The sequence below is a fragment of the Micromonospora sp. NBRC 110037 genome (assembly GCF_001652995.1).
Lineage (GTDB): Bacteria > Actinomycetota > Actinomycetes > Mycobacteriales > Micromonosporaceae > Micromonospora > Micromonospora chalcea.
In genome coordinates this window covers 245,771-262,161 of sequence record NZ_BBVA01000003.1, presented here as the reverse complement: position 1 = coordinate 262,161, position 16,391 = coordinate 245,771, and the positions used below count along the sequence as shown (strand labels likewise).

Annotated in this window: 12 protein-coding genes; 8 read left to right on the top strand and 4 right to left on the bottom strand. The window is 73.9% G+C overall.

Features of this window, described 5'->3' with window-relative positions; genetic code table 11:
- Positions 1 to 175: 175 nt before the first annotated feature.
- The 6 genes from A4R25_RS11185 (at position 176) to A4R25_RS11160 (ending at position 6,731) form a co-directional block, all read left to right on the top strand.
- Positions 176 to 946: a redox-sensing transcriptional repressor Rex gene (locus A4R25_RS11185; protein ID WP_043328093.1), complete on the top strand. Its 771-nt coding sequence runs from the start codon at positions 176 to 178 to the stop codon at positions 944 to 946.
- On the top strand, positions 943 to 2,316 hold the full coding sequence (locus tag A4R25_RS11180) for a glutamyl-tRNA reductase (RefSeq protein WP_064446672.1): 1,374 nt from the start codon (positions 943 to 945) through the stop codon (positions 2,314 to 2,316). Before A4R25_RS11185 ends, A4R25_RS11180 begins: the two co-directional genes overlap by 4 nt.
- On the top strand, positions 2,313 to 3,299 hold the full coding sequence (gene hemC, locus A4R25_RS11175) for a hydroxymethylbilane synthase (protein WP_064446671.1): 987 nt from the start codon (positions 2,313 to 2,315) through the stop codon (positions 3,297 to 3,299). The genes A4R25_RS11180 and hemC overlap by 4 nt, the downstream gene beginning before the upstream one ends.
- Positions 3,296 to 4,876, top strand: a complete 1,581-nt coding sequence (locus A4R25_RS11170; protein WP_030502883.1) for a uroporphyrinogen-III synthase — start codon at positions 3,296 to 3,298, stop codon at positions 4,874 to 4,876. The genes hemC and A4R25_RS11170 overlap by 4 nt, the downstream gene beginning before the upstream one ends.
- A gap of 14 nt (positions 4,877 to 4,890) precedes the next feature.
- Entirely contained in the window at positions 4,891 to 5,874 is a 984-nt protein-coding gene (gene hemB / locus A4R25_RS11165; RefSeq protein WP_043328097.1) for a porphobilinogen synthase, read from the top strand.
- Between the two features lie 455 nt (positions 5,875 to 6,329).
- Positions 6,330 to 6,731: an XRE family transcriptional regulator gene (locus A4R25_RS11160; RefSeq protein ID WP_223201302.1), complete on the top strand. Its 402-nt coding sequence runs from the start codon at positions 6,330 to 6,332 to the stop codon at positions 6,729 to 6,731.
- A 32-nt stretch (positions 6,732 to 6,763) separates the two neighbouring features.
- On the opposite strand, the gene A4R25_RS11155 is transcribed toward A4R25_RS11160, so the two are convergent.
- The 3 genes from A4R25_RS11155 to A4R25_RS11145 all read right to left on the bottom strand — a co-directional run bounded on the left by A4R25_RS11155 (position 6,764) and on the right by A4R25_RS11145 (position 12,492).
- A complete protein-coding gene (locus A4R25_RS11155) occupies positions 6,764 to 10,036 on the bottom strand; it encodes a lamin tail domain-containing protein (RefSeq protein WP_064446670.1) in 3,273 nt (1,090 codons plus the stop codon).
- A 91-nt stretch (positions 10,037 to 10,127) separates the two neighbouring features.
- Complete coding sequence (locus tag A4R25_RS11150) at positions 10,128 to 11,144, bottom strand: GNAT family N-acetyltransferase (protein WP_043328100.1); 1,017 nt, start codon at positions 11,142 to 11,144, stop codon at positions 10,128 to 10,130.
- Between the two features lie 67 nt (positions 11,145 to 11,211).
- Positions 11,212 to 12,492 (bottom strand): lytic transglycosylase domain-containing protein, encoded by a 1,281-nt coding sequence (locus tag A4R25_RS11145; RefSeq protein WP_231915499.1) that lies wholly within the window; start codon positions 12,490 to 12,492, stop codon positions 11,212 to 11,214.
- Between the two features lie 37 nt (positions 12,493 to 12,529).
- On the opposite strand from A4R25_RS11145, the gene A4R25_RS30595 reads away from it, so the two are divergent.
- Positions 12,530 to 12,745, top strand: coding sequence for a zinc ribbon domain-containing protein (locus A4R25_RS30595; RefSeq protein WP_043328103.1), 216 nt, complete (start codon positions 12,530 to 12,532; stop codon positions 12,743 to 12,745).
- A 155-nt stretch (positions 12,746 to 12,900) separates the two neighbouring features.
- The gene (locus A4R25_RS11140) at positions 12,901 to 15,714 is read left to right on the top strand and encodes an adenylate/guanylate cyclase domain-containing protein (protein WP_064446668.1); all 2,814 of its coding nucleotides are present in this window, start codon (positions 12,901 to 12,903) and stop codon (positions 15,712 to 15,714) included.
- Positions 15,715 to 15,778: 64 nt separating this feature from the next.
- On the opposite strand, the gene A4R25_RS11135 is transcribed toward A4R25_RS11140, so the two are convergent.
- On the bottom strand, positions 15,779 to 16,321 hold the full coding sequence (locus A4R25_RS11135; protein WP_064446667.1) for a phospholipase: 543 nt from the start codon (positions 16,319 to 16,321) through the stop codon (positions 15,779 to 15,781).
- Positions 16,322 to 16,391: the final 70 nt, after the last annotated feature.

The following is a 16,391-nucleotide window of genomic DNA, read 5'->3' as shown; positions in this document are numbered from 1 at the left end:
GCAGGTGAAGGCGCGTCGCGAGCTTTCAAGATCGCGATTTGTGCACCTCTTCACAAGCGCCTACTCTGTAGTTCCGACGCGCCCTGCTAGCACAGCCGGCAATCTCGGTCGCCAGCGGGAGTCCCGAAACGACCGGCCCCCGTCGCTGGTCGAGGATCGCACCGCACGGAGTCTCATGAGTCAGCACCGTCAACCAGGCGCGCCCGGCCGCACCGGTGCCGTACCGGCGCTTCCGGACCTGCCCGAGGCGACCGTGTCCCGGCTCCCGGAATACCTGCGTGCGCTGCACACGCTCGCCGACTCCGGGCACGAGACGGTGTCCAGCGAAGGGCTCGCCAACGCGGCAGGCGTCAACTCCGCGAAGCTCCGCAAGGACCTGTCTCACCTCGGCTCGTACGGCACCCGGGGCGTCGGCTACGACGTGGCGCTCCTGGTCGACCAGATCTCCTCGGTGCTCGGGCTCACCCAGTGCCGGGCCGTCGCGCTCGTCGGCGTGGGTAACCTCGGTCACGCGCTGGCCGGCTACGACGGCTTCGCCAACCGCGGCTTCCGTATCGCCGCGCTCCTCGACGCCGACCGGTCCCGGGTCGGCGAGCGGATCAACGGACTCGTCGTCCAGCACATCGACGACCTGCCCCAGGTGGTCGCCGAGGAATCGATCTCGATCGGCGTCATCGCCACGCCCGCCCCGGCCGCCCAGGCGGTCGCCGATCAGCTGGTCGCCGTCGGCGTGACGAGCATCCTCAACTTCGCGCCCTGCGTACTCTCGGTCCCGGACGGGGTCGACGTGCGCAAGGTCGACCTCGCCATCGAGCTGCAGATCCTGTCCTTCCACGAGCACCGCAAGGCGTCGCTGACCGCGCTCCCCGCCACCGGCGGGACCGCCCTCACCGCCCTGCCCGGCGGACTCGCGGCCACCGACACCCAGGAGGCGATCGGCACGTGAAACTGCTCGTCGTCGGCGCGTCCTACCGCACCGCCCCGGTCGCCACCCTGGAACAGCTCGCCGTCCCGCCCGCCGACCTCACCCGGACGCTGGACCGCCTGATCGCCCAGCCGTACGTCGCCGAGGCCGTCCTGGTCTCCACCTGCAACCGGGTGGAGGTCTACGCCGCCGTCTCCGGGTTCCACGGCGGACTCGGCGACATCTGCGCGGTCCTGGCCGATCAGGCCGGGTGCCAGCCGGCGGCGCTCGCCCCGCACCTCTACGTGCACTACGACGCCGCCGCCGTGGACCACGTCTTCCGGGTGGCCGCCGGGCTCGACTCGATGGTGGTCGGCGAGGCGCAGATCCTCGGCCAGCTCCGCGACGCCTACCACTCCGCCGGTGGCGCCGACTCGGCCGGCCGCCTGCTGCACGAGCTGATGCAGCAGGCGCTGCGGGTCGGCAAGCGCGCGCACGCCGAGACCAACATCGACCGGGCCGGGCAGAGCGTCGTCACCGCCGCCCTGGACCTCGCCGCCGAGATGCTCGACGGCGAACTGGCCGGGCGGCCCGCGATGATCGTCGGCGCGGGCGCGATGGGCTCGCTGGGCGTGGCCACGCTGTCCCGGCTGGGCGCCGGCCCGCTCACCGTGACCAACCGGGGCGCCGCCCGTGCCGTCCGGCTCGCCGAGTCGTACGGCGCGTCCGCCGTGCCGATGGCCGAGCTGATCACCGCGCTCGCCGACGTCGACGTCGTGGTCGCCGCCACCGCCGCCACCGAGCCGGTGCTCACCCGCGACGTGGTGACCCGGGCACTGGCCCGCCGGAACGCCGACCGCGGCCCGCTGGTCCTGCTCGACCTGGCCGTACCGCGCGACGTCGAGCCCGGCGTCGCCGAGCTGCCCGGCGTCGAGGTCGTCGACATCGATCGGATGGCCGCCGTGCTCGCCGACGGGCCGGCCGCCGCCGACGCCGCCGAGGTGGCCCGGATCGTCGCCGGTGAGGTCGAGTCGTTCCTGAGCTGGCTGCGCGGCGCCGACGTGGCGCCGACGGTGGCCGCCCTGCGCGGCCGGGCCGACGACGTGGTCGCCACCGAGCTGCGCCGGCTCGGCCAGCGCCGCCCCGACCTCAGCGACGACCAGCGCGCCGAGGTGGCCCGGACCGTGCACCGGGTCGTCCAGCGACTGCTGCACCAGCCGACCGTACGGGTCCGCCAGCTCGCCGCCGAGCCCGGCGGCGACCAGTACGCGGCGCTGCTGCGCGAGCTGTTCGACCTGGACGTTCCGCAGACGTCCCCGGTCGACACCGTTCCCGACGTGGTCGCCACCGATCTCGACGGGCGGCCGTCGTTCGACGCCGCCGACATCCCGCCCACCGGAGGTGCGCGATGACCGCCCCACTGCGCCTCGGCACCCGGGGCAGCGCCCTGGCGATGGCCCAGTCCGGCCACGTGGCCGAAGCCCTCACCGCGGCCACCGGCCGCCCGGTCGAGCTGGTCGAGGTGGTGACCGCCGGGGACAAGTCGACCGCCCCGGTGCAGCGACTCGGCGTCGGCGTGTTCGTGTCCGCGCTGCGCGACGCGCTGACCGCCGGTGAGATCGACTTCGCCGTCCACTCGTACAAGGACCTGCCCACCGCGGCGGCGCCCGGCCTGCACGTCGCGGCCGTGCCGCCCCGGCAGGACCCGCGCGACGCGCTGGTGGCCACCGACGGCCGTACGCTCGCCGAGCTGCCCCCCGGCGCCCGCGTCGGCACCGGCGCGCTGCGCCGGATCGCCCAGCTGCACGCGCTGGGCATGCAGTTGGAGGTCACCCCGATCCGGGGCAACATCGACACCCGGCTCAGCCGGGTGCTCGGCCCGGACGCCGACCTCGACGCCGTCGTGCTGGCCCGCGCCGGGCTCAACCGGATCGGCCGCGCCGACGTCATCACCGAGACGCTCGACCCGATGCTCATGCTGCCCGCGCCCGCTCAGGGCGCGCTGGCCGTCGAGTGCCGGGCCGACGACCAGGACGTGATCGAGATGCTCGCGCTGCTCGACCACGAGCCGTCCCGCGCCGCGATCACCGCGGAACGGGCGCTGCTGGCCACCCTGGAGGCAGGATGCAGCGCACCCGTGGCCGCGTACGCCGTCCTCGCCGAAGGCGAGCCCACCGACGAGGGCGACGTGATTCAGGAGATCTACCTGCGCGGTGCGGTGATCAGCCCGGACGGTTCGCGTGACCTCCGGCTGTCCCGCACCGGAACGCCCGCCGACGCGGCGGAGATCGGCAAGGCACTCGCCGCCGAACTCCTCGAACTCGGCGCCGACTCGATCCTCGGCCAGGACGCACAGGCCGGCCCGGGGACCCAGCAACTTGGGAGCACAGAATGACCCGCACCCGTAAGCCCGTAGGCCAGATCGCTTTCGTCGGGGCCGGTCCCGGCGACCCCGGCCTGCTGACCCGCCGGGCGCTGGACGCCCTGGTCGAGGCCGACCAGGTGGTCTACGACCGGGGCGTACCCGAGTCGCTCCTGGCGCACGTACGCGCCCAGGCCCGGCCCGACGCCGAGTTCAGCCCCGCCGAGGGCGTGCCGGGGGACGTGGCGAAGGTGCTGATCTCCGCGGCCCGGTCCGGGCAGAACGCCGTGCACCTGGTCGCCGGCGACCCGTTCGGCCACGACTCGGTGGTCAAGGAGGTGCAGGCGGTCGCGCGTACCGCAGCGCACTTCGAGGTGGTGCCGGGCGTCGGCCAGGCCGAGGGCGTGGCCACCTACGCGGGCGTCCCGCTGCCGGGCGTACGCACCGCCGCCGACGTCGAGGACGTCACCGCGCTCGACTTCGACGCGCTCGCCACGGCCGTGGGCCGGGGTTCGCTGGCGCTCGCCGTGGACGCCGGTGACCTGGCCGCTGTCCGGGACGGCCTGCTGGCCGCCGGCGTCGACGGCACCACAGCGGTCGGGGTGACCGGCGACGGCACCGGCGAGACGCAGTACACCACCACGTCGACTGTCGACTCCTTCGTCGCGGCGGCGCTCGGCTTCACCGGCCGGGTGGTGCTCACCGTCGGCGCGGCCGTCACCGACCGCGACAAGCTGAGCTGGTGGGAGAACCGCCCGCTGTACGGCTGGAAGGTGCTGGTGCCCCGCACCAAGGAGCAGGCCGGCGTGATGAGCGCCCGGCTGCGCGCGTACGGGGCGATCCCGTGCGAGGTGCCGACCATCGCGGTCGAGCCGCCGCGTACCCCGGCGCAGATGGAGCGGGCGGTCAAGGGCCTGGTCGACGGCCGGTACGCCTGGGTGATCTTCACCTCGGTCAACGCGGTCCGGGCGGTGTGGGAGAAGTTCGCCGAGCACGGCCTCGACGCCCGTCACTTCGGCGGCGTCAAGATCGCCTGTATCGGTGACGCCACCGCTGAGGCGGTCCGCGCGTTCGGCATCCAGCCGGAGCTGATCCCCTCCGGGGAGCAGTCCTCCGAGGGCCTGCTGGCCGAGTTCTCGCCGCACGACGAGGTCCTCGACCCGGTCGGCCGGGTGCTGCTGCCGCGCGCCGACATCGCGACCGAGACGCTTGCCGCCGGGCTCACCGAGCGGGGCTGGGAGGTCGACGACGTGACCGCGTACCGGACGGTGCGGGCGGCCCCGCCGCCGGCCGAGATCCGCGACGCGATCAAGTCGGGCGGGTTCGACGCCGTGCTGTTCACCTCGTCGTCCACGGTGCGGAACCTTGTCGGTATCGCCGGGAAGCCGCATGCGCGCACGGTTGTTGCAGTGATCGGGCCCAAGACGGCGGAGACCGCCACCGAGTTCGGCCTGCGGGTCGACGTGCAGCCGCCGCACGCCTCGGTGCCCGACCTGGTGGAGGCGCTCGCCGCCTACGCCGTCGAACTGCGGGAGAAGCTCGCCGCCATGCCGGCGAAGCAGCGCCGGGGCTCCAAGGTGCAGGGCCCGACCGCCCTGAGGTTCCGCTGACAGGAGGCTCCCTCATGCCGTACCCCGAGATCCGGCCCCGCCGGCTGCGTCGCAACGCGGCCGTGCGGCGGCTGGTCTCCGAGACCCGCGTCGACCCGGCCGAGCTGGTCGTGCCGATGTTCGTCAAGGAGGGGCTGACCGAGCCGAGGGCGATCGCCTCGCTCCCGGGAGTGCTCCAGCACTCCCGGGACTCGCTGCGCAAGGCGGCCGTCGAAGCGGTCCAGGCCGGGGTCGGCGGGATCATGCTGTTCGGGGTGCCGGCGACGCGCGACGAGACCGGCTCCGGCGGTGTCGACCCGGCGGGCATCCTGAACGTGGCGATCCGGGACGTGGTCGCCGAGGTCGGTGACGCGACTGTGGTGATGAGCGACCTCTGCCTGGACGAGTTCACCTCGCACGGGCACTGCGGCCTGCTCACCCCGGACGGCGGGGTCGACAACGACGCCACGCTCGCCGCGTACGCCGACATGGCGGTGGCCCAGGCCGCCGCCGGGGTCCACGTGGTCGGCCCGTCCGGGATGATGGACGGCCAGGTCGGCGTGGTCCGCAAGGCGCTCGACGCCGCCGGGCACCAGGACGTCTCGGTGCTCGCGTACGCGGTGAAGTACGCCTCCGCCTTCTACGGCCCGTTCCGCGACGCGGTGGAGTCGGCGCTGGAGGGCGACCGGCGTACCTACCAGCAGGACCCGGCGAACCTGCGCGAGTCGCTGCGCGAAGTCGAGCTGGACGTGGCCGAGGGCGCCGACATGGTGATGGTGAAGCCCGCGCTGCCCTACCTCGACGTGGTGTCGGCGGTCCGGGCCGCGGTGGACGTCCCGGTCGCCGCCTACCAGGTCTCCGGCGAGTACGCGATGGTCGAGGCGGCCGCCGCGAACGGCTGGATCGACCGGGAGCGGGTGATGCTGGAGACGCTCACCTCGATCCGCCGGGCCGGTGCGCAGATCATCCTCACCTACTGGGCGGTCGAGGCGGCCCAGCTGCTGCGCGAGCGCTACTGACCCTCGCCCGGCCGCCCGGCGTCGGACCCGGGGCGGGCTCGCGCCGGCGCGCGTGTCGTGGCGCGTCGGTGAGATCCGCGGGCGGTGCGTTGCCTCAAGTTGTCCACAGCCAGACGCGGTAGCTCACAGTAGTTTTCAGGGCGGCAGGCGCTATGCCCCTCAGCCGACTTTGCTCTGCAGCCACGGGCGCAACTGTCACGAAGCGTAAGCAGTGCTTCGAAGGCTGCAGAGCAAAGTCGACTGAGGTGGTCTTCCTTGGCTCGGCTATGCCGAGCGTCGTGTCCGGATTGGTTGTTATTTGTCTTGAGTGTGCGGCGTTCGCTTCGGCAGTACTGGCTAACGCACAGTGATGTCACGCTCCGTGTGCCTTGAGTGGGGCGGTTGACGCACGGCGAGGTTTGGTCGGGCGGCGGATTCCAGGTTTTCCACAGGGGTGCGGAGCGGGGTTCGCCCGGGTGCATCCGAGCACGGTCGGGCGGATCGAGGCGGGCAGCCTGACGCCGAGCCTGGCCATGCTGTCGCGCATCGTGGGCACGGCCGGCTTCCGGCTCGTGGTCGTCGACGAGGCCGGCACGGTGCTCAAGCCGATGCGTGACCGGGCCGACCTGCGTGACGGCGCGGAGCGGCGGTACCCGTCCCACCTCGACGTCGTCACCGACCCGGAGCCGGGGGAGTGGTGGGCCGACCGGTACGGGCTGGCCCGCCCGCCGGAGACCTTCTACCGCGACCGGGCGGTCCGGGACGCGCTGCGCCGCCGCAGCCAGTGGGAGGTGCGGGTGGCCAAGTACCGGAACGTGCCGCCCCCGCCCGATCCGCAGCGGTGCGGATACCGCGGCGGCCCGCCGATCCGCCCATGAGCGAATCGACGGGCCGCCGCCCGGAACACCTGTCAGTCGTCGTTCAGGATCGTCCCGACGCCGGACGGGTCGGCCAGCCGCAGGCCCGGCACACCCGCCACGTACAGCGTGAGCTTCTCGTCCGCCTCGCGCTTGCGGTCGCCGCGCACGGTGACCGGGAACGCCAGCGAGGTCTGGCCCGCGGGGAGCAGCTTGCAACCCACGTACGGGTCGTAGTCCGACCCCGCCTGGGCGGTCGTGCCGTAGGTGGTCGCGCAGATCAACGCCGGCTCGGAGAGCGGGCGGGACACGGTGACGGTGAACGTCATCGCGCGGGTGCCCTTGTCGCCCTCTGCCACCGAGGTGTCGGCCACCCGCAGCGAGGCACGCGACCGGAACCGGGCCACCTGCGGGTCGTGGTCGCTGGCGCCCCGGTCACCCAGCTCCGGCGCGTCGGTCGGATAGTCGGCGTTGATGTGCGCCGTCCGTACCTGCACCAGGTCGTCGTGCATCGGGTCGTTCACGAACAGGTTGTCCAGCGTCTGCGCCTGGCCGCTGAAGGTGTACGAGTACGCCGACGCGGGCGCGTCCGCCACCAGGTCGTCCCAGAGGTTGTGCAGCCCGGCCTCGTACAGCGGGGCGAGCTGGTCCGACGGGGTCGGGTTCTGTGCGGTGGCGATCGGGTCGTCCGGGCGGGGGAACACGTTCAGGTCGCCGCCGTAGACCACGCGGGCGTTCGGGTCGCTCGCCTCGACCGCCGCGACGATCGCGGCGCCGTACGCGGCCTGCTCGCGGCGCTGCCCGACCCGGCTGTCCGGCCCGGACGAGAAGTGGTTGGCGACCGCCCAGAGCGTGAACCGCTCGGTCGAGCCGGGCGCGGCCTTGACAGTGAACCGGGCCAGCTGGGCCGCGCGGGTGTAGACGTTGCTGCCGTCCACGCCGGTCGACCGGTCCACGTCGGCGGGCAGCACCGCGTTGAACGCCTTCGGGTTCTGCACGTCCGTGTTGGACGCGAGCGCCGCCGAGCGGTACTGGACGGTCGGCGCGGAGCCCAGCAGCGGGTCCGCGGCGGTCGCCTCGGCCAGCGTGAGCCGGTCGGTGCGGTAGAGGAACGCCGAGGCGATGCCGCGGGCGTCCGCGCCGGTGCGGTCGTACGCGGCGGCGTAGGCGGGGCCGCCGTTGGCCGCGATGGCCAGCGCCAGCTCCTGCACGGTGTCCGGCGCGCCGTCGGCGTTGTTCGTGTCACCGCACGCCAGGGCGCCGTCGACCACCGAGCAGATGTCCTGGTCCTCGGCCTCCTGCACCAGGATCAGGTCCGGGCTGTGCAGCGAGTTGACGATCTGCCGGGCCTGCGCGGCCAGCTTGGCGGCGTACGCCTCCTGGCTCGCCGGCACGTAGTCGAACGGCGGGCTGACCCCCGTACATCCGGTGTTGCCGGCGAAGTCGCAGCCGTCGAACGGGTCGTCCCGGTAGTCGTACAGGTTCTCCACGTTGTAGGTGGCGATCGCGACCTCGCTGCCGCGGTCGGCCGGCTGCGGCGGGTGGTTCGCGGCCGGGTCCGCGCCACCGGTCAGGGTGAGCTGCTCGGGCTGCACGCTGTACTTGCTGAACGCGTACGACACGGAGCCGTAGGCGTCCTCGGTCAGCGTGTCGAACGTGCGCGCCTCGGGCAGCAGCGCGCGGGAGTCACCGGCGGCCGCCTTCACGCCGCCCGCTCCCAGCAGGATGCGCTGGTTGTTGCCGTTGTCGAAGAGCGTGCCGGGGATGTCGTCGAGCGGGTGCGCGTCCCGGAACACCCGGCGGGCGTACGGGTCGGACCGCTTCATGACCGGGTCCTCCCGGTCCAGCACGTAGATCTCGGAGTCGGCGGTGGAGGAGTAGATGTGCCGGGGCGCGGATACGCCGCTGCCGGCGCGTACCCGCATCCGCTCGCCCTCGTGCCGCTCCCAGAACAGGTCGGCGGCGGCCGCCTCGGCCGGCGGGACCGCGTCGTCGACCCGGACCGCGGTGTCCACGTCGAGGCCGGAGTCGAGCTTGCGGACCAGCGAGGCGCCGGAGAGCTGGGTCTGGTTGAAGTACTCGGAGACCCGGCCGCGCAGCACTACCTCGTCGCCGACGGTGGGGGCGTACCCGCCGATCAGCGTGGTGAACGAGCCCATGAAGACGAACAGCCCGTCGGACGTGAGCGGGTCGCCGTCCTCGGTGCCGAGCCGGCTCTGCAGGTAGAAGCCCCACTGGTCGGCCCCGGCCGAGCTGCGGGTCAGCGACATGCCGGTGATGACGCCGCGCACGTCGTACAACTGTGAGCTGGTGCCGTTGCCGCTGGCCGGGGCGAGCGGCGACCGGTCGGCGCGGCCGTCCTCGTCGTCGCCGGTGCGGCCCTGCACCTCGCCGATCGACAGCACGCTGGTGGCCTGCACGGAGAGCGTGCAGGTGGCGGTGTCGCCGTCGTCGTCGGTGGCGGTCACCGTGACCGCGTAGCTGCCGGCCGGCAGGCCGGTGGCGGTCAGCGTGGCGGTGGCCGTGCCACCGTCCCCGGCCGCCGGGGTGAACGCGGTACGGCTGATCGAGCCGCTCGCCGGAGCCGGCACGACGCTGGTGACCGCGAGGTCGGTGATCGTGTCGTCGGCGTCGGTCGCGGTCACCTCGCGGGTCGCGGTGGCGCCCGCCGACAGCGTCAGCGCGCCGCCGCAGGCCAGCGTCGGCGGCTGGTCGACCGGGCCGCCTCCGCCGATGGTGTGGCTGCCCAGCCCGTCGAACGTGTCGGTGGCGAAGCCGGCCCACTGCGCGGCCGGGTCGAACGGGTCCGCCGGATCGGTGTCGCCGGCGGTCACCGAGGGCAGCCGGCGCAACGTGTTGTCGGCGGTGCTGGTGAGCCCGCTGCCCCACTCACTGCCCGGGTCGACGCCGACCTGGCCGAGGGAGTCGACCACCGTGTCACCCTTGCGCAGCACGATCGCGTCGTCGCCGTTGAACAGCGACCCGCCGTACGTCTGGTCGGCCTGGGCGAGGATCGCGGGCGCGGCCGACGCGGCGGCGAAGACGAACACGTCCCCGGCGGCGACGGTGCCGGTCAGCGCGATGTTCGTCGACGTGCTGGCGCCGTTGAAGTAGAGCTGGAGCTGGTAGCCCGCGGCAGCCAGGTCGATCGGGGCGCCGGTGCCGTTGTACAGCTCGACGGCCTTGTTGTTGGACGACCCCTCGACGTACTCGGAAATGAGCAGGTCGGTGGGCGCGGCGCTGGCCGCGGGGGGTGCGACAGCGATCGCCGTGAGGGTGACGGCGGCGGTGGTCGCGAGCGCGGCGAGGGTGCGGCGCGGGCGCATGGGGCCTCCACGGTGGGTGGACAGGAACTAACGAACGTTAAGGGTCTCGTGGGTCCACCGTCCAGCCCTTCGGTGGCCGTCCGGTGAACGGTCAGCGGTGACTGTCCAGCCGGTGCACCAGTTCGGCGACGTCCACCCCGTACTCGCACCAGTCGCGGTCGGGGCGGTAACCCAGCTCGGCGTTGACCTTCAGCATCGACTCGTTGTCCTGCGCGTTCCAGGTCTGCACCTCGACCAGCTGGGGCTCGGCCGAGCGCAGCTCCAGCAGCATCCGCGCCTTGATGGCCCGGTCGATGCCGTAACCACGGTGGTCGTGGACGACGATCGTGTCGTACTGGTCGGCCCGGGTCGGGTGCTGCGCCGGCACCACCACCTCGGTCAGCCCGGCCACGTCCCCGGTCCGCTCGTGCAACGCCAGCACGATGTACGGCTTCATGCCGCGCCGGTGCAACGTGGCGAGACTGTCCCGCAGCCGGTCCGGGTCGTAGGAGCTGGGCCGCAGTTCCACGTCGTCGGAGTCGCGCACCTCGGCCTTGGCCCGCGCGTACGCCTCGAGCAGCTCGTCCGGCGGCCCGCCGGGCCAGAACTCCACGTGATAGCCCGCGCCCACCTCGGCGGCCATCTCGGTCAGCGCCGGCCAGTCCACCGTACGCAGGTCGAGCACGCTGCGGGTCTCCACATAGTCGCGGGTGAAGCCCAGCGACTCGTAGAACGCCACGGCCGGGGTGTCGCCGACCACCTCCACGCCGATCGACTGGAAGCCCTCGTCCCACACCCGGCGGGCGGCCACCCGGACCAGCTCACGGCCGAGCCCGGTGCGCCGGACCGCCGGATGCACCAGCACCTCCAGTACGCCGATGCCGCCCAGCAGCAGCACGTGCACATGCCCGACGATCGCTCCGGGCGTGCCGTCCGGAGCGTCGTCCTCCTGCGCCACCCAGGAGATCCGCCGCTCGCCGGGCATCACCTCGGACAGGTACTCCCGCATGGAGCTCTCCTGCCAGGGCGGGTCCTGCGGCAGGTCGGCCGCCAGGACCGCGTTCAGCGTGTCCAGCAGGGACGCGATCTCGGCGGACGAGGCGGTCCGAGGGTTCCACTCGCGCACCATCACCCGTCTAGCTTGCCGTCAACCGCTGCCGGGGGGAAGGGTTCAGTCCGCGAATGTACGCGAGCGGTCACCTCACGTTGCGGCTGAGCCTGCCGTACTCGTCGGCCTTGTCGAAGACCGCCTGGGCGTACCGGCGCACATCGTTGTACGAGAGGATGGCCCCCCACCAGTCACCCGGGATGGTCATGTTCCGGCCGCCCTTGCACAGATACTGGCCGGCGGCCAGCGCCGCGTCGTCGATGTCGTGGGGGTTCTTCACGCCGTCGTTGTCCGCGTCGGCGCCGATCTCCTGCCAGGTGGTCGGGATGAACTGCATCGGCCCGAGCGCCCGGTCGTAGACGCGGTCGCCGTCGAGCTGCCCCTGGTCGGTGTCGAGGATCCGGGACCGGCCGCCCTGCCCGTCGAGCGGCTGCCCCTTGATCTCCGGCAGGGCCCGGCCGTCGGGCCCGAGCGTGGCGCCGTTGGCCGAGCCGTGCCCGGACTCGACGTGCCCGATGGCGGCGAGCGTGGTCCAGCTCAGCTGGCAGGCACGGTTGGTCTGGGCGAGCACCAGCTCGGCGTAGGCGTACGCCTGGAGCGCCACCACCGGGATGGCGGTGACCGCGCTGACCCGCCTCGCCCAGTCGGCGAGGGCGTCGGCGGGACGACCGGTGGGTGGTGCGACAGTCACGCCGCCGGGCAGCGGCGTTCCGGTCGGCGCGGCGGTGCCGGACAGCCCGGACGGGTCCGGGAACAGGGGCGTCGCGGCGGGCGCGGCGGTCCGCGCCACGGTCGGCTCCGGCAGGGCCTCGTCGACCGACGCCGGCCTGCCGACGGCGGCCGGCACGATCACCGCGCCGGCCGTGGTGGCGGCGCCGACCAGGGCGAGCAGGAACAGCGCCGGCAGCGTGGTCCGCCCGGCGGGGCGGCGGGACCAGGCGCGGGTGGCGCTGGCCGCGCCGACGGCGAGCTGCCGCGGGCGGGTGCGGACGGCGTGCGCGAACGGCACGCGCCGACGTCGCCCGCCGGCCGGCTGCGCGTCGTCCGCCGCCTCGGCCTTCGCCTCCGGCTTCTCGCCGGACGGGGCGCCCGCGTCAGCCTTGGTGTCCGTGTCGGCTCCGGCGGCGGGCGTGCGCTCCTGCTTCGCGTCCGGCTCGGGCTGCGGCTTCGCGCCCGGGTCCGTGCTCGGCTCGCCAGCCGTGGCGTCCGGGTCGCGGGCCGGGCCGGCGGGCGGCTTCGGGGGAATGGGGTCGCGCTCGCGGCGGGGACGCGGGACGGGCCGGGCGTCGCCGTCGGGCGGCACGGCGGGTCGCAGGGGCCGGGCCGTCGCTCGCCGTTCGCCGTCCACCACCCGTCGAGTATCACCCATCCGTGTGACGGCGTCAGGTCCGCCGTACGCTGATGTCATGCCCCGGTACGAGTTCCGTTGCCGCGCCTGCGGCGACACCTTCGAGGTCAACCGCCCGATGGCCGAGGCCGCCCAGCCGGCCACCTGCCCACGGGGTCACGCCGACACGGTGAAGCTGCTCTCCGCTGTCGCCGTCACCGGGCGTGGTGGTTCCGGCCCTACTGGTGGGATTCCCAGCGGTGGAGGTTGCTGCGGCGGCTCCTGCGGCTGCTGAGTTTCCGCCGCTCGTCCCGCGGGTCGAACCGGCTCTTGCCGCCCGTGTGATCTTTTGGCACCTTGGGTCGGAATCCGCCCAACCGTTCTCACGATGCGTGACGGCGCGATCATAGGGCAGCATGGATCCGACGTCAGCGGGCGGAGGTTCGACGTATGTCGCCAGAACACCACCTCCCGAGCGGGTGGGTGACCTTCGTGTTCACCGACATCGAAGGTTCGACCCGGCTGGCCCGGATGCTGGGCCCGGTCTACCGGCCGGTGCTGCACGAGCATCGCCGGCTGCTGCGGGACACCCTCGCCGGCACCGACGGGGCCGAGCTGCTGACCGAGGGCGACTCGTTCTTCCTCGCGTTCCCGGACGCCGCCGCCGCGGTGCACGCCTGCCTGACCGCGCAGCGCGCGCTCGCCGGCCACGACTGGCCCAACCCGGACGCCACGCCCCGGGTCCGGATGGGACTGCACACCGGCTACGCCGAGCCGCGCGACGGCGAGTACGCCAGCCCCGAGGTGCACCGGGCCGCCCGGGTGGCCGCCGCCGCGCACGGCGGGCAGGTGCTCTGCTCGGCCGCCACCGCCAAGCACGCCGAACCGCTGCCGGACGGTGTGTCCCTGCTGGACCTCGGCCTGCACCGGCTGCGTGGCTTCGACGACCGGGAGCGGCTGTTCCAGCTCGTCGCGCCCGGTCTGGAGCGGCGTTTCCCACGCCCGCGTACCGCCGACGCGGCGGCTCACAACCTGCCCACCCAGGTCACCTCGTTCGTCGGCCGGCAGGCCGAGCGCGCCGAGCTGGGCCGGCTGGTCGAGGCGTACCGCCTGGTGACGGTGCTCGGCGCGGGCGGCGCCGGCAAGACCCGGCTGGCCGTGGAGCTGGCCTCCGGGATCGTGGAGGACTACCCGGACGGGGTCTGGTTCGTCGACATCGCCGCGGTGACCGACCCGGGGCTCGTGGCGTTCGAGATCGCCGCCGTGCTCGGCCTCCGCCCGGAGCCCGGCCGGCCGATGCTCGACACCCTCGTCGAGTACGCGGCGCCGCGCCGGATGCTCGTGCTGCTGGACACCTGCGACGCCCAGACCGCGGCGTCGGCCGAGGTGATCAGCCGGCTGCTGGCCGGTGGCCGGGGCGTACGGGTGCTGGCGACCAGCCGGGAGTCGTTCGGCGTACCCGGTGAGGTGGTGTGGCGGATCCCGCCGCTGTCGGTGGACGAGGGGCCCGACGGTGGCAGTGACGCGGTGGCGTTGCTGCTGGACCGCACGGCGGTGGCCCGGGGCGGGCGGGCGCCGGAGGCGGCCGAGCAGGCCGACCTGCACCGGGTGGTCCGCCGCCTGGACGGGCTGCCGCTGGCCATAGAGCTGGCCGCCGCCCGGCTGCGGGTGCTCTCCGCCGGGCAGCTGGCGGAGCGGCTGGACGACATGCTGGGCACGCTCGACGCGGGACGGGAGACGGCGGAGCCGCCGCCGGTGGAGGCGGGCTGGAGCGGCAACCAGCAGGACACCGTGGACCTGGTGGCCGCGGCGACCGGCGCCGCACCGCCCACGCCGGCGACCCGCGCGGTGCAGCGCTCGGCCAGTGAGCGGCACCTGACCATCCAGGCGACCGTCACCTGGTCGTACCGGACGCTCGGCGCGCGTTCGGCCCGGCTGCTGCGCTGGATGGCGGTGTTCGCCGGACCGGTGGACCTGCCCACCGTGCAGTGGCTGCTCGGCGAGGACCCGCTCGACCCGCTCTCGGTGCTCGTGGACAAGTCGATGGTGCTGGCCGAGCCGCACGCCTCGGGCAGCACGTACCGGATGCTCGACCCGATCCGGGCGTACGCGGCCCGGCGGCTGGTCGAGGCGGGCGAGGAGCAGAGCGCCCGGGACCGGCACGTGGACTGGTGCCGGCACGCGCTGGACCGGGCGTGCCTCGGGCCGGACGGCCGTCCGGTGACGCTCTCCCTGTACGCGCTGGATCCGCTGGCCGGTGAGTTGCGGGCCGCGCTGCGCTGGTGCGCGACCGGCGGTAGCGCCCGGGCGGGGCTGCGCCTGGCCGGCGACCTGGACCAGTGGTGGCGGGAACGCGGGCTGGCCCGGGAGGGGCGGCTCTGGCTGTTCCGGCTCTACGGCCGGCTCGCCGAGACCGGTGAGGTGATGCCGGAGGCCGAGCTGGCCGCCGCGTACCACATGCATTCGCTGCACGCGGGCGCGGACGGCGAGTTCGGCGAGGAGCTGCGGTACTCGCAGCGGGCCGAGGCGGCCGCCCGGCAGTCCGGTGACCGGGGGCTGCTGGCCCGGGTGCTGGCCGGGCGCGCCGCGCCGCTCGTCGACATGGGCCAGTTCGCCGAGGCGGAGCGGGTCTGCCGCGAGGTGATCGACTGGGCGTACGCGCAGGACGTGGTCGGGGACGCGCTGCTCGCCGTCTACAACCTGGCCGAGCTGCTCTGGCGCCGGGGCGCGCTGGACGAGGCCGCCGAGGTGCTCGCCGCGGCCCGCCCGGTCGAGGCGTCGCGGCCGGCGGAGCGGGGCGGCCGTTCGGTGGACATGCTGCTCGGGATGGTGGCGCTGGCCCGGGGTGACCTGGTGGCGGCGCACGAGCACCTGCTGGTGGCGTTGCGGTCGCGGATGAGCCACGGCTACCTGGGCCGGGCCTGCGACACGATCAACGCGATAGCGGTGCGCTGCGCGCTGGCCGGGGACGCGCTCTCCGCGGCCCGGCTGTTCGGCGCGGCGCAGGCCACCCGGTCGAACCTGCGGGCCACGCCGGGGATATACGGCCCGTACTGGGCGGCCCGGCAGGCGGAGCTGCGCCGGGTGCTCGGCGACGAGGCGTTCGACGCGGCCTACGGCGCCGGGACGGGGCTGCGGCTGGACGAGGTGGCGGCGCTGGCCCTGCATGTCGAGCACCCGGACCTGGCCGCCGACTCGCCCCGGTTCGGCGTTCCCGCGCAGGGCTCCTGGCCGGCGTTCCAGCCGCGCAGCACGGCGGGCTGAGGCGGGCGACCGTTCCGTACTGCGCCGGGGAGCCCGCCGTGCGGCGGACTCCCCGCGTGGTGCGTCAGGCGCGGGCGGCGGCGTGGCGTTCGGCGTCGGCCTTCATCCGGGCGGCGCGGTCGAGGTCGGCCGGGGACACGGCGGCGACCGAACCGAAGACGCTCACCGCCTGGTAGTACGTCCAGGCGAGGCTGTAGCAGGCGGGCCGGACCACCGCGTTGTACGTGGCGCAGACCCGCTTCAGGTCGGCGTAGAAGGCGTTGTCCAGGCGGGCCTTGTTGGCGGAGAAGACGCCCATCGCCTTGTGGTTGCGGTAGCCGAAGTCGTGCCGGTAGCAGGAGAGCTTGAAGTTGAAGCCGATCGGGTTGTCCGGGCTGGACGAGCAGTAGTCGGTGGACCAGTCGAAGCCGTACTCGGTCCAGGGGGACCGGTTCTGCCGGGCGCTGTTCCAGGCGTTGTAGCTGGACGCGCTGGTCTGCGTCCAGCTGGTCAGGACGGACAGCTTCTGCTGGGTGCTCACCGCGGCGGCGGCCGGTGTGGCCAGACCGAGCAGGGTGAGCAGGGCGAGTGCGCCGGCGGCGAGGGTGGTGGCGAGGCGACGGGACACGGGAACCTCCGCGTGGTGGTGGCCGGGATCTCCGGGTGTCGACAAGTGTCGATCAAAGGGGTGAGCTGGG